The organism is Lentibacillus salinarum, assembly GCF_042679865.1.
Taxonomy (GTDB): Bacteria; Bacillota; Bacilli; order Bacillales; family Amphibacillaceae; genus Lentibacillus; species Lentibacillus salinarum.
The window spans coordinates 284,749-298,230 of record NZ_JBHTNH010000002.1 but is presented as its reverse complement, the minus strand read 5'-3'; the positions used below and the strand labels follow the sequence as shown (position 1 = coordinate 298,230).

Here is a 13,482-nt window from a genome sequence, read left to right as displayed (position 1 = left end):
ATATATATTATGTAAACTAGAAGAAAAAGAAATGGCGGAGCAATATTCCAATCCTGTTTCAATCCTAACTGAACTGGTTTACCGCCCCGCTTCAGGATTAACTACGTACCAGTATTTTTTACAATAACACCCAAATTGCATATTGTCTATCTTATTTTAGGATCAAATTTTCCACTTTTATCTTAAAACGTACTGTAAACTTCTTCACATTCCCCACCAGTTGGTTCGTAAAAGCAATGGAGTTTATAACGACCAACTAAGGGTTGATCATACCAAGTCGGCGGACAATCGCCTTCAGGTCTGAAGTACCATAAACTATATTTAGCCGGCCATCTTTTTTCACCATTTATCACTCTTCGGGCCAGCCGTTTTTCACTTTCTCTCGCTCTTTGATAAAACATGCCATGCGTTACAGCCTCATATGCAGTCGGTTGGTGAATGACTTCGGGCAGTGTGTCTAATCCCGCAAAATCCGAACAGTCAACTCTGACACGATTTACAGTAACAGCACCCACATGCATCATGCCAAGTTGCCCTTCTCCGACAGCCTCGGCTCTCAGCAGCCGTGCAAGGAGATCGATATGTCTATTTGTCGCTTTTATAATGGCCATGTTGTCACCTCCATAATCCACTTAACCTTATACGATTATCAACAGGCTCAGATATTGCCTGTTTAAGTTCAATGACAGGTGGTATTTCCTAAATAAAGTTCCCTGAAATCAATGACAACTGTTGTCCAGGATAAATCACATAACGCTTAAACTTCATCGACGCTAAACGAAATGATCCGGTTGTTAGCCGGGTTATAAACCACACTCGCCTGCACAGTCATGGTATCCTGTTCTGACTGCAGGATATATTCATATGTTTCCCTCGTCCGCGATACAGATTCCTCAGTTTTTCCGACAAAACTGTAGTCGTTTACACCGTAGTCAGAATAGGCCGATTGCACAATCTCCAGTAAATACCTCCCCCACTGCTGCTGTTCCACGTGCGAAACAGGAATGAATTGAATATCGATGACACCCTGCTGCGGATTCGCACCCAATGTTTCAAATACTCTACGGTGCAAATTGAGCCGATTCTCCGGAAAACCAGGCACCTGATCGACCACTTCCACTAGAATAGACCTCCCGGTAACCGGATAGATAACTTGTAACGTCTGGCCACATTGATATGGAGAAGCGTCACCAACTGCCGCCGTCATATACAAATTATCTGACCAGGGAATGCCGCATTTGGTAATCTGTCCGCCTTCTGTCCAGGTAGCCTGCCCGCTGATTGGCTGCTGCCGGGTATCAGGATACTGAAAGTATTGATAATACAACCGTTGAGCATCATGCGGATAATAAGCATACGGATACGCATTTCTAAAATATGGATTTGTTGGATACATCATTCTCCCCCTGTCTAATAGCAAGCTGTTCAATACGGTATGCATACACAAACACACCTGTGACACACGCCTTGAATATACTGTTCTTAGACAGGTTTTGCTGCCAATAGAATAGAAATAGGACAGAAAGGGGTTATGGGATGAAGCAGCTTGATTGGCAAATGATACTTTTTGTCGGGGGTTATCTGGTGCAGGAGTGCTGGATTTATTGGGGATTACCACGGGTTTATTATTGGAGCTAGGCAGAAATAAAGAGCAGCTTTCGTCGTTCAGCTGCTCTTCCACCAGTTTACGCATCAAACAAATTCATACTTAAATACCGTTCCCCTGTGTCCGGTGCCATACATAACACTTTGTTCCCTTTGCCAAGACGTTTGGCAACTTTTACCGCCGCAAATACAGCCGCGGCACCGGATAATCCGATAAAGACCCCTTCTTTACGCGGAAGTGTTTTGAACATATCGACTGCATCTTCATCGACAATTTGCATAATTTCATCATAAACAGTTGTGTTTAATATATCCGGGACAAATCCGGGACTAGTTCCGACCAGCTTATGCGACCCTGGCTTTCCACCCGACAACACTGGGGATCCTTCAGGCTCAGCTACTGTAATATGCAAATCAGGGAGCTTTTCCTTCAGCACCTCACCTGTACCGGTTATAGTCCCACCGGTTCCGGCAGTCGCCACAAACGCATCTATGTCTCCGTCCATCTGTTCGTAAACCTCCAGGGCAGTTGTTGTCCGATGAATATCAGGGTTAGCCCGGTTTTCAAATTGCTGTGGAATAAAACTGTTTGGTATATCCGCATGCAATGCTTCCGCTTTTTTGATCGCACCGGGCATTTTTTCCTCACTTGGTGTTAAAACAACCTCTGCACCATATGCCTTTAAAATGTTCCGGCGTTCCTGTGTACTGTTGTCCGGCATGACCATTATGGCCCGATAGCCTTTTGCGGCTGCATTCATCGCCAGCCCTATTCCAGTATTGCCGCTAGTTGGCTCAATAATCGTCGCACCCGCTTTAATGACCCCTTCTTCTTCCGCTATTTTAATCATGTTATATGCAGCACGATCTTTGACACTTTTAGTCGGATTAAACGATTCTAGTTTCAAAAAAATATCTGCTGCATTTTCCGGGACGATATGGTTCAATTGAACGATCGGTGTTTCGCCAATTAGCTCTGTCATGTTTTGTGCCACTTTCATACAAAAACAACCTTCCTATGTTAAAGTCTTTCCTTTATTATAAAACATTTTCATGTCCTTTTCAGGTACAAATGATCCCCCCGTTGCCCATGCAATATGGGTGGCATGGTTCATGGCAATATGATGTTCCCGAATGTACGGGAAAATCCGTTCCGGACCAGCGAGTCCCGCAGTCGCTGATGGCTCCAGATAGATCGCTTCACTATCAGCAAGCATTGCCAGTAGCCGGTACAATTCATCATCTTCCAGTGTATAAATGCCGCTTACGAGTTGATCGCTTATCACGGTCGCAAAGCGGGAAGGCCGCCCGACAGCTAACCCGTCTGCTTCTGTACGGTTATCGATACCGAAATCCTGAACGCTGACATGGTCCATTTCTCCGGTTGCAAGACCAATCAAAACAGATGGTGAATGGGTCGGTTCCACGAAAAAACAATGCACATGATCACCAAAAACCTGCTTCAATCCGAATGTAATACCACCTGGTGAACCACCGACACCACAAGGCAGATAAACAAATAATGGATGGTCGGCATCAACAGGAATGTTTTTCTGCTGCAGCTGTTTTTCCAGCCTTAAGGCCGCGACACTATAGCCTAAAAATAAATGTTTGGAGTCTTCATCATCAACAAAATAACCATTGGGGTCTGAATTGGTTTGTTCTCTGCCTGCCGTTATGGCTTCACTGAAATCACCCTCATACTCAATGACTTTGGCACCTTCTGCCCGCAGCAAATCTTTTTTCCACTGTTTTGCATCAATGGACATGTATACGGATACATTAAAACCAAGTTTGGCACTGATAATGCCGATACTTAGTCCCAAATTTCCCGTTGACCCAACGCCAATTGAATACTGACTGAAAAACGCTTTGAACCGTTCACTCGACAAGACGTCATAATGATCATCTTTATTCACCATTCCAGCTTCAACTGCCAGTTTTTCCGCATGCTGAAGAACCTCGTAAATACCTCCCCTAGCCTTGATGGATCCGGCGACTGGCAGCTCATGATCACACTTCAGGTAATATTCGCCATCCACTGCAGGGAACCATTCCACTTGCAAGTTGGTAAGTTTTCTCAGAGGCGATTCAATTATGCCATCTGTCTCACTTGTTTCCGGAAACTCATGTTCCAAAAAAGGAGCAAAGCGCTGCCACAGTAATTCGGCTTCTTCTATATCTTCACGTGTTATGGGTAGTGATGCCGTTTCGTTTACCTTTTTAAGATTAGGATTCATCCAAAATACCGGCTTTAAATCAACGATATCTTTTAGTATCGGATGCTGTTTTTGCCATTCAGCGATTTCCTGTTTTGTATAAACGATCATATCCACCTCTTTTTTATACAGTTTATTCTTACTATTCCCTGCTAAAAGCTTATCATGATATGGAATATTATTAAAACAAGACAGTGTTTCACCTTCCAACTATAAAACAGTACTTATTTAACGCTGGTGTAAATCTGCAAAAACGTCTATTAAATGATGCAGCCCACATCCATTTATCGCCAATTTTGCTATACTGTCAGGAGTGTTTATTATGAGGGGAAAGGGTGTCCATATTGTCTAAACAACACGATGCATTTATTACGTTCATATTAACATACAATCATATCTAAATAGAATAAGGAACGCACCTAATGTGCGTCCCTTATGGCCTTTTAAAGAACACCAGATTTTCCCTGTTCATTGACAAACGTTATTAAATTGCTAAACGCCAAATCGGCCAATTTGCCCTGGATACTCCTATTATCATGATGCCACGCTGCATCATCCAGTGAGCAATCAACTGAGAGATCACACCTGATTTCAGCAAGTGTTCGCGATAAATGGAGCATCTCCATGTTCTGATCGATTTTCTTTTGGATACCACCCGGGAGCTTATCAAGGTTCTCAAGCAGCTGATCAATCGTTCCGTATTCCTGAATCAGTTTTAAAGCAGTTTTTTCACCGATTCCTTTCACACCGGGATAATTGTCCGAGGTATCCCCCATTAACCCTTTCAAATCAACAATTTGCTGCGGATGGATGCCTTTTTTCGCCACGAAGGTATGTGCCTCAAAGCGTTCATAGTTTCCGATTCCTTTCCGCATAATGGCAACACTGATGCCATCATCGACAAGCTGTAATATATCCTGATCCCCGGTTAAAATCAGCACATCGTGATTTGTAGCATATTGTTTTGCCAATGTACCAATACAATCATCCGCTTCAAAGTTTTCCAACCCGATGTTGGGAATATCAAAAGCTTCCATAACTTCTTTAACAAGGTCAAATTGTGGTATCAATTCTTCTGGCGGATCTGACCGATTAGCCTTATAGCCATCGTATAAATCAGTCCGGAACGTCTTACTCCCCATATCCCAGCAGCAAATGATATGTGTCGGTGCAAATTTGCCTGCCGCATCAAGGAAATACCGCATAAATTGATAGACACCATTGGCTGGAATGCCACCAGGCGTTTTCATTGCATTTCCCCGGAATGCTGTAGCATAAAATCCGCGGAAGAGTAACGCCATTCCATCCACCAGCATGATAGTATGCTGTTGTGTCGTCATAGATTCACCTCCTCATAGTAAGCCAGAATCGAGGTGAGCACCTCATGTTTTTCATTTAATGTCTCGCTATCAACTGACTGATCATTGATCATCTGCAGTTGATTCGCAATGTAGCTTTCAATCTGCTGTTTGATAAATTGTTTGACATGATCTATTATGTCATACCATTGCTGAAGGTAAGAGGCGCGCATCTTTTCCTCGTTGGCAGCAATGTATTCCTTAGCAAACGGGTATAAACGGTTGAACAACCCTTCCTTCATCTTCTCTTTTTCGTTTTTAGCAAAAAATGCTTTTGTCCCATTGAATTGCTTTAGCTCTTGATCAAATGTACCGGAATCAAGCTGTATAAACGCCTGTTCATAATTAGGTGTCGTCAGTTCTGGCTTCTCAAAATCAGGAAGTATAAACGTCCCGTCAATAGGACTGCTTTTATTCGTATAATGATGAAATAGCTCTTCTTGTATATCATCTATAAACGATTCAATCCGGAGAGAAACTGCCCTAAGTTCCTGTAATAGCTCATAGCCGGCATAATCCAGCAGATTTCTTAGGCTGTCTGCCAATTGCTGCTGAGCTTTCTTGCCCGAGTCGGTTATCGTCGTCGGGTTAAACGATTCTTTAAACAAGTCATGAAAGCGAATCGACAGGCGTTCCAGTACATAATATAACTGTTTTTCCATTTTTTGGCTGATTTTTTGTTCGTATACACCGGTATCCATAGCCTGAGTCAGCTGTTTCAGCGATTCCTCTTTTGTCAACAGCTCAGTACGGGCACGTTCTTTTTCTTCCACATCCATTTGCATTGAACGGCGATAATGATGAACAGATTGTCTTGCCCGCTTAATATCTCGGACAGCCGATTGAACCGTCATTGATGTCAACTCGTCATGAATGAACCGGTTGAATGCTTCTTCAAAAGCAGTCATTTGTTTATTTAATGTACGATTGTGCCTTTTTTCCTTAAGTGATCGTTTACTTGATACCGGAAATAAGCGTGGAAACCGAATGCCTAAAGCCGCCAATTGGTCTTCAATATATTGTTGAACCATGTTTTGTTCTGAGATCGTTTCCGCCAAGTCGGATGCATTCATAATAAAAAACATTTTATCCAGCTGAAAAGCATCCTTTACCCGTCCCAGCTGCATGAGAAAATCTTTGTCTGCTCGTGAAAAGGGGTGATTGTAATACGTAACATACAAAATCGCATCCGCCTGTTTAATATAATCAAATGCGACATTGGTATGCCTGGCATTGATGGAATCGGCACCAGGTGTATCCACCAGTGTGATCCCTTCTCTAGTTACGGAACAATCGTAATAAAGGTCGACGGATTCAAGATAACAAGCTTTCGTTTCATCCGTCACATAATCAGCAAATTCATGGACATCGATGGTGATATGCTGACCAATGTTGGCTTTGCTGTGCCGGTATCCATCCAGCATGGCAGTCAGAAAAGCCTGTTGTGTTTTCGCCAATTGGTCACTTTGATGGATAGCACGATCTTTAACCCACGCCAGTAATGACGCAAGATCATCTGCCTGAGGCTTAAACTGCCTGGTTAAGGACTTCAGATCATTGACCAGCGTCGCTTCGTCTTTCAAATGAAGAACCACTGTACCGTGAGCATGTTCTTCCGTTACCGGGCTAATACGATTAATGACGGCCGTTGTCGGATTCGGTGCAGATGGTAAGATGTCCTCACCGATTAACGCATTGGCAAATGATGATTTTCCGGCGCTGAACGCGCCAAATAATGCGATCGTGTATGTGCGGTTATCCAGCCGGTCATATTTACGTTGCAAATCGTTGCGAAGTGCTTGAAAACCAGGCAAATCTGCAATCGTTTCCCTGGTCTTTTCCAGGTGATCTAAAATATGCTGACCTGCGACTACTGGTTTCGCCATGACGTGTTCATTTGTCTCGGTGGCAGCAGATTCATGTGTTTCCTGGACAGGTAACGGTTCGGCTGCTTTAACTGATTTATGTTTTGCAACCAGTGCTTTATCTATTAAATCCGAATCATACGATACTGCGTTGGGATTTGTGAAAGTATTATCCACTTCCTGCCATTTTTCCTGTAACGCAACCATTTGTTTTTCATGTTGCTCGTGCTGCTCATAAATCCGTTCCAACCGCTCCCGTTCAGGCGCATAGGCAGACAGGTCATGAGTTATCTTTTCAGAAATTTTGTCATGAATCATATCCCATAGCTGTACTGCCTTCTGTTTAAATTTTTGCTTCACATCAGCACTGACATCATTGGTATAATGCAGGACATAGTCACCATTCACTTTTGCGCCTGGTTTAATCAATGCTTTGAGTGAGTTGGCGTCATACGTCAACGATAGATTTTGTATGCGCTGCATTAACTCCTGGTCATGCACGTCATAGGCCTGTAATAACTGTAGCCATTTGTCCCGGATTTTCCATTGAATGGCTGTTTCAATAGTTTGCTGCAGGCCGGTTAAAAAGGCATCGATTCGTTTCTGTCGTTCTTCTTTCGTTTTTTTCTTTGAGGCAAACAACCCGACCTTAAAATCAGATTGTTGAGACGCCAGAAATGATTGTGCCAAATCCCGTAAATCAGCCGGCATCAAGTAGGCATTTTTCATGGTTACGTTTAAAGCATCATAAAAATCGTGCTGCATTCTTTCCGGTATATGATTTAAATAAGAGACATGGGCGTGAAGTTCATCCAGTCTGGCTACAGTATCGGTAATTGGTTCACCTTCCTGGATTTCCGTCTGGACTGTTTCACCTTCATATAATTGCCGTAAATAGCCCTTATGCTCATTGATGACCTGGTTGACTGACCGGCTGATATGGTTGGACATTTGTTTGTCAGCCGTCATCATCGCCAGTAATTTCTTTTTAATGTCATCTATTTGATTAAATGGTGCAGAACATTCCATTAAGGAAGAATAATAGATTTTCTTCGGAAAGATCTCCCATTGATCAAACGTTTGTTTAATTTTGTCGGAGAATGTCTGAAACAGTAATTCCTGTTCATCGTGTTTATCAATCTGGTTAATAATTAAGTAGACGGGAATGGCATAGTCCTGGACTTTTTTCAGGAAGTATAGATTAACTTCCGATTGGACATGGTTATAATCCATCACATAAAACAAAGCATCCACCAGGTGCAGAGAAGATTCTGTAATGAGCCGATCTGCATCATCAGCCGCGTCGATTCCCGGTGTGTCAAAAATGACACTATCATCTGTCAGAATGGTGCCCGGCGTGTTAATTTCAATCTCTTTAATTGCGGCTTTATCTTTCGCATACGCTTTAATCATATCGATATCATAAGGTTCTTCATATTCCAGCTGTGAGCCATTTTCCAGGTGTATGCGGGCGAACCCATTGCCGGATCTTATTTTAACGATATTGGCACTGGTCGGTATCGGGCTTTTGGGCAAAATCGACCGTCCCAGCAAATGATTGATCATGGACGACTTGCCAGCGGAAAAATGGCCAGCAAAACTGATCATAAAATCTTGACGATCCCATTTTTCATAAACTTGCAATAATTTATTAGCACTAGTTGTGTCGCTGTTTTCGTGCATCAGTTGATAAAGGCTGGCTAACTGCAGCCGGCTGATATGTGTTTGGTTTCTCTCGGTTATCATCACACTGTTTTTCCCTTCCATACAAACATTTCTGACCGTATTATACCAAAGGATAGCTGCGTCGAACAGCCCTGGCAAACAACAATCAGTCTTCGGCCCGTGCAATCATTTGGTTGGAAATCAATCGGATAATATCACCGCGACTGATAACGCCGACCACTGCAGAGTCGTCATCAACAACCGGGACTTTCTTGAAATGGTAGCGAGAAAATATGGATAAGGCTTCTTCAATATCATCATCAGGAAGCACTGTATATATATTTTTTTTCATGATTTTCTCTGCATGGTCTTCAATGCGGGATACAACCTTTTGCTTCAGATTTTCTTTTTCGTTGACAAATACTATGGATAACGCATCATAAATGGTACGACCATGTGGCTGCAAGTAACGGATGACGTCACCATCACTGATCATACCGCTTAATCGGTTATTTTCACCAACGACGGGAACACCACCAATCCGATTGGTTACCAACGTTCTCAGCAGCTCTTTGATCGTGATATTTTTTTGCACTGAAATGACATCCGTAATCATGAAATCGTTTATTTTCATCGTTGCTCCCTCCTAGTTGATTGCCCAACATCCGCATAGCCGGCATGGCCTGTGACAGGTATTGGGACCTGTTAGCATTAACATTTGCAGTCATTTGTATATTTAGTTTATCATATTATGGCGGTTCAATCGCAATCTTTGCAACAGATTTACATAATAAAATTATCGTTAATTAATAACATGAATAACCCCCTGGCCTGATAAACAGACCAAGGGGATCGCTTTAAGTCTATACGGGATACACACCGTGTTTCCGTTCAGTGAATGTTGTGTTTTTTGCTTCATATATCGCATAGCGTTTGACCAGTTCATCCCTCAGTTGATCGGGATTAATCACGGCATCCACGACCATTTCCGAGGCCAAGCGATAAATATCAATGTTGTCCTTATATTCCTTCTGCTTTTCCTTGACAAACGCCGGCCGTTCTTCCTCCGGCAACTCGGCTATTTTATTGGCGTATACGGCGTTTACCGCCGCTTCTGGACCCATGACGGCTATTTGTGCTGTCGGGAGTGCCAGGCAGGCGTCCGGTTCAAAAGCGGGGCCGGCCATGGCATATAGCCCGGCGCCATAAGCTTTGCGGACAACGACTGAAATCTTTGGTACAGTAGCTTCACTCATCGCTGCCAGCATCTTCGCACCGTGGCGAATAATCCCTGCTTGTTCCACTTTTGTTCCAATCATGAAACCGGGAATATCCATCAAAAACAGAAGTGGAATATTAAACGCATCACATAACTGGATGAATTTGGCTGCTTTATCCGCCGAATCCGGAAACAGCACGCCGCCCTTCACCCGTGGCTGGTTGGCAATGATTCCAACAGATCTACCGTTCATTCTGGCCATTCCGGTAATCAGCTCCGGAGCGAATTTCTTTTTGATCTCACAAAAACGGTTTTCATCGATAAGGCGGTCAATTAAATCATACATATTGAATGGTGCATTCTGATTTTCCGGAATAATACCTGTAATGGATTTCTCAAAATCGTTAACGTCTTTTGATTTGGTTTTGGCCGGCTTTGTACGAAAGTTGGCTGGGAAATAGGCAAGGTAATCGCGGGTGTATGTTATGGCCTCCTCCTCAGACTTCACCAGGACGTCACCCACTCCGGAAACCGAACAATGCATATTGGCACCGCCCATTTCCTCGAGGCTGACTTTTTCGCCTATAACTTTTTCAGCCATCCGCGGTGATCCCAAATACATTGAAGCATTGCCATCGACCATGACGACAATATCACAGAATGCCGGTATGTAAGCACCGCCTGCTGCAGAAGGGCCAAAAAGAAGACATACCTGGGGCACACGTCCTGACAGTTTAATCTGGTTATGAAAAATACGTCCGGCTCCACGGCGTCCCGGAAACATTTCGACCTGGTCTGTAATGCGGGCGCCAGCAGAGTCCACCAGATAAAGCATCGGTATTTCCAGGTTTGCCGCCGTTTCCTGTATACGGATGATTTTTTCCACGGTACGTTTACCCCATGAACCGGCTTTCACAGTCGAATCGTTGGCCATGACACATACATCTTGACCATTAATCCGGCCAACCCCCGTCACCACACCATCTGCAGGCAGACTGTCGTCCATACAGTTGGCAAAAAAAGCATCTTCTATATCCATATCGTCATCAAATAACAGTTCCAGCCGTGTACGGACAAATAGCTTCCCTTTTTCCTCATTTTTTTGATGGTATTTTTCACTGCCGCCTTTTTCGACTTTTTTGATTCGTTCGTTTAATTCGTCCATGTAAGTCATTTTTGTTCCTCCTTGCTCCCATTACTTGCCCTGATACACTGGTTTGCGCTTTTCTTTAAATGCCTGAAGCCCTTCCAGCCGATCATCGGTTGCCAGTGTTTCTTTATAGCATAAGTGTTCAATGGACAGACCTGTCATTATATCTGTTTGTGCGCCTTGATTAATGGCTGTTTTTGCCTGTCTTAAAGCTACTGGCCCATTTTGCATAATGGCTCGGGCGAACTCTATCGCTTCCGGGAGTAAGTTTTCGGATGGTGTCACCTGTTCAACCAATCCAAGCCGCCAAGCCTCTTCGGCCGTAACCCGCTTTGCCGTGAAAATCAGCCGCTTCGTCTGCCCCGCCCCGATTAATCGCGTCATCCGCTGGGTCCCCCCGGCCCCCGGAATAATAGCCAGTGATGTCTCGGTCAATCCAAGTTTTGCATGGTCCGCAGTGATCCTTATGTCGCACGCCAGTGCCAGTTCAAGCCCACCCCCAAATGCCGCACCATTTATAGCCGCTATAACAGGCATTTTCATATTTTCGATGGCTGTCACTGTGCTGCCAATGTATGTAACTGCCTCAATCACCTGTTCCTCCGTCATGCCCTTTCGCTCTTTAAGGTCTGCACCCGCACAGAACGCTTTTTCATTGGTCCCCGTGATAATTGTGCAGCGGATGGTGTTACTCGCATTAATCTTTTCGATGTGCGCATTTAATTCATCAAGCAGCCCTTTGGACATGGCATTCATAGCTCCCGGCCTGTTGAGTGTTAAAACGGCAATATGATCATCTTTTACGTCATAATCGATAAGTGCTGCCACAGCCATTCTCCTTTCCCTGGGTCGGTCGATAGATATACCGAAAATGTTCCAGGCCTGCGTCGGGGACTGGAACACATCATTTATAAATCATGCAATAATGGCGATCACATCGCCTTCATTAACAAAGTCACCTTCAGCAACCTTCAGTTCTTTCACTACCCCGCCTGCTTCAGCTGTAATCGGTATTTCCATCTTCATCGATTCCAGAATGACAACGTCCTGGTCAGTTTCCACGCTGTCTCCTTCACTGACCACTATTTTCCATACACTGCCTGCCATAGATGCTTTTATGTTTGTCATATTTACCGCCCCCTAGGTGGTTTTTTCTTTTGTTACATAATAATTGTCAACAAATGCTGTTGATGAACTGTCAGTTTTCAGCACCCTAATTGTCTTGCAATCACCATGCGCTGGACTTCGGAGGTCCCTTCCCCTATTTCCAATAATTTGGCATCACGTAAATACCTTTCTACTTCATATTCACGCATATAACCGTAGCCACCATGAATTTGAATAGCCTGGTTCGCTGCCCGGAATGCCGTTTCCGTTGCATACAGTTTCGCAAAGGCAGCTTCCTTGGAAAAAGGCTTTTCCTGATCTTTCAGCCAGGCCGCTTTGTAAACCATATTCCGGGCGAGTTCCACTTCCATAGCCATATCGGCAAGCTTGAACTGAATGGCCTGGAAATCAGATATCGGTTTGGCGAATTGTTTGCGTTCTTTCGCGTAGCTGAGTGCCTTATCCAATGATGCTTGGGCAATTCCCAACCCCAATGCCGCAATCGATATCCGCCCGCCATCCAGCGTATATAAAAATTGCTTAAATCCTTTTTGCGGATCGCCGAGCAAATTTTCTTTCGGTACCCGGACATTATCCAGTACAATCTCAGCTGTGTCCGAACCGCGGACCCCCATCTTATCGTAATGGGATGTAATGGTAAGCCCTTCTGTGTCACTTGGAACAATAATCGCTGAGATAATATTTTTACCCTGATCATTTTTACCGGTGGCAGCGGTTACAATAATGGTTTCAGCATAGCTGGCATTGGTGATGAAACATTTTTCACCATTAATGATGTAGTCATTACCATCTTCTGTTGCGGTTGTTTTTGTTCCGCCAGCATCCGATCCGGCATTCGGTTCTGTCAAACCAAATGAACCCAGCGCTTTTCCTTCGGCCATCGGAGTCAAAAAGGTTTCCTTTTGTTTTTCTGTGCCAAAATAATAGATAGGACTGGCGCCAAGTGAAACAGTTGCTGCAAAACTGAGGCCTGTGCTGCCGCACACCCTTCCGACTTCTTCTACAGCAATAGCATAAGAAACAGTATCACCGCCCGATCCGCCATATTCTTCCGGAAACGGGATGCCCAATAGCCCTAATTCTCCCATTTGTTCAAAAATATCAAGCGGAAACGTTGCTTTTTTATCAATTTCGATAGCCCTCGGTTTTATGGTATTTTGAGCGAAATTCCGTACCATTTCCCGGATCATCATTTGCTCTTTCGTCAGTTCAAAGTTCATGACAATCCCCCCTTCATGTGTAGCTTCTGATAAAACCGACTGATTGGTCTGTT

Annotated in this window: 11 protein-coding genes; all 11 read right to left on the bottom strand. The window is 43.9% G+C overall.

Annotated features, from left to right (window positions below; translation table 11 throughout):
• Positions 1–182: 182 nt before the first annotated feature.
• Positions 183–611: a cell wall hydrolase gene (locus tag ACFQ4A_RS02210; RefSeq protein ID WP_382397200.1), complete on the bottom strand. Its 429-nt coding sequence runs from the start codon at positions 609–611 to the stop codon at positions 183–185.
• A gap of 146 nt (positions 612–757) precedes the next feature.
• Positions 758–1,396 (bottom strand): DUF3889 domain-containing protein, encoded by a 639-nt coding sequence (locus ACFQ4A_RS02205; RefSeq protein ID WP_382397199.1) that lies wholly within the window; start codon positions 1,394–1,396, stop codon positions 758–760.
• Between the two features lie 289 nt (positions 1,397–1,685).
• Positions 1,686–2,606: a cysteine synthase A gene (gene cysK / locus ACFQ4A_RS02200; RefSeq protein WP_382397198.1), complete on the bottom strand. Its 921-nt coding sequence runs from the start codon at positions 2,604–2,606 to the stop codon at positions 1,686–1,688.
• 15 nt (positions 2,607–2,621) lie between these two features.
• Positions 2,622–3,935, bottom strand: a complete 1,314-nt coding sequence (locus tag ACFQ4A_RS02195) for a D-serine ammonia-lyase (RefSeq protein WP_382397197.1) — start codon at positions 3,933–3,935, stop codon at positions 2,622–2,624.
• 332 nt (positions 3,936–4,267) lie between these two features.
• On the bottom strand, positions 4,268–5,164 hold the full coding sequence (locus ACFQ4A_RS02190) for a 5'-3' exonuclease (RefSeq protein ID WP_382397196.1): 897 nt from the start codon (positions 5,162–5,164) through the stop codon (positions 4,268–4,270).
• Positions 5,161–8,814: a dynamin family protein gene (locus ACFQ4A_RS02185; protein WP_382397195.1), complete on the bottom strand. Its 3,654-nt coding sequence runs from the start codon at positions 8,812–8,814 to the stop codon at positions 5,161–5,163. The genes ACFQ4A_RS02190 and ACFQ4A_RS02185 overlap by 4 nt, the downstream gene beginning before the upstream one ends.
• A gap of 64 nt (positions 8,815–8,878) precedes the next feature.
• The gene (locus ACFQ4A_RS02180; protein ID WP_382397194.1) at positions 8,879–9,346 is read right to left on the bottom strand and encodes a CBS domain-containing protein; all 468 of its coding nucleotides are present in this window, start codon (positions 9,344–9,346) and stop codon (positions 8,879–8,881) included.
• A gap of 229 nt (positions 9,347–9,575) precedes the next feature.
• Complete coding sequence (locus ACFQ4A_RS02175; RefSeq protein ID WP_382397193.1) at positions 9,576–11,105, bottom strand: acyl-CoA carboxylase subunit beta; 1,530 nt, start codon at positions 11,103–11,105, stop codon at positions 9,576–9,578.
• 21 nt (positions 11,106–11,126) lie between these two features.
• On the bottom strand, positions 11,127–11,915 hold the full coding sequence (locus tag ACFQ4A_RS02170; RefSeq protein ID WP_382397192.1) for an enoyl-CoA hydratase: 789 nt from the start codon (positions 11,913–11,915) through the stop codon (positions 11,127–11,129).
• An 81-nt stretch (positions 11,916–11,996) separates the two neighbouring features.
• Complete coding sequence (locus tag ACFQ4A_RS02165) at positions 11,997–12,209, bottom strand: acetyl-CoA carboxylase biotin carboxyl carrier protein subunit (RefSeq protein ID WP_382397191.1); 213 nt, start codon at positions 12,207–12,209, stop codon at positions 11,997–11,999.
• 77 nt (positions 12,210–12,286) lie between these two features.
• Positions 12,287–13,429 carry an acyl-CoA dehydrogenase family protein gene (locus tag ACFQ4A_RS02160; RefSeq protein WP_382397190.1) on the bottom strand — a complete coding sequence of 381 codons (1,143 nt, stop codon included), beginning with the start codon at positions 13,427–13,429 and terminating at the stop codon, positions 12,287–12,289.
• Positions 13,430–13,482 lie beyond the last annotated feature (53 nt).

Bases quoted from the DNA above. Each gene is read 5' to 3' on its own strand.
- ACFQ4A_RS02165 (WP_382397191.1), bottom strand. From the start codon at position 12,209: ATGACAAACATAAAAGCATCTATGGCAGGCAGTGTATGGAAAATAGTG.
- cysK (WP_382397198.1), bottom strand. From the start codon at position 2,606: ATGAAAGTGGCACAAAACATGACAGAGCTAATTGGCGAAACACCGATC.
- ACFQ4A_RS02160 (WP_382397190.1), bottom strand. From the start codon at position 13,429: ATGAACTTTGAACTGACGAAAGAGCAAATGATGATCCGGGAAATGGTA.
- ACFQ4A_RS02205 (WP_382397199.1), bottom strand. From the start codon at position 1,396: ATGTATCCAACAAATCCATATTTTAGAAATGCGTATCCGTATGCTTAT.
- ACFQ4A_RS02190 (WP_382397196.1), bottom strand. From the start codon at position 5,164: ATGACGACACAACAGCATACTATCATGCTGGTGGATGGAATGGCGTTA.
- ACFQ4A_RS02175 (WP_382397193.1), bottom strand. From the start codon at position 11,105: ATGACTTACATGGACGAATTAAACGAACGAATCAAAAAAGTCGAAAAA.
- ACFQ4A_RS02210 (WP_382397200.1), bottom strand. From the start codon at position 611: ATGGCCATTATAAAAGCGACAAATAGACATATCGATCTCCTTGCACGG.
- ACFQ4A_RS02180 (WP_382397194.1), bottom strand. From the start codon at position 9,346: ATGAAAATAAACGATTTCATGATTACGGATGTCATTTCAGTGCAAAAA.
- ACFQ4A_RS02195 (WP_382397197.1), bottom strand. From the start codon at position 3,935: ATGATCGTTTATACAAAACAGGAAATCGCTGAATGGCAAAAACAGCAT.
- ACFQ4A_RS02185 (WP_382397195.1), bottom strand. From the start codon at position 8,814: ATGGAAGGGAAAAACAGTGTGATGATAACCGAGAGAAACCAAACACAT.
- ACFQ4A_RS02170 (WP_382397192.1), bottom strand. From the start codon at position 11,915: ATGGCTGTGGCAGCACTTATCGATTATGACGTAAAAGATGATCATATT.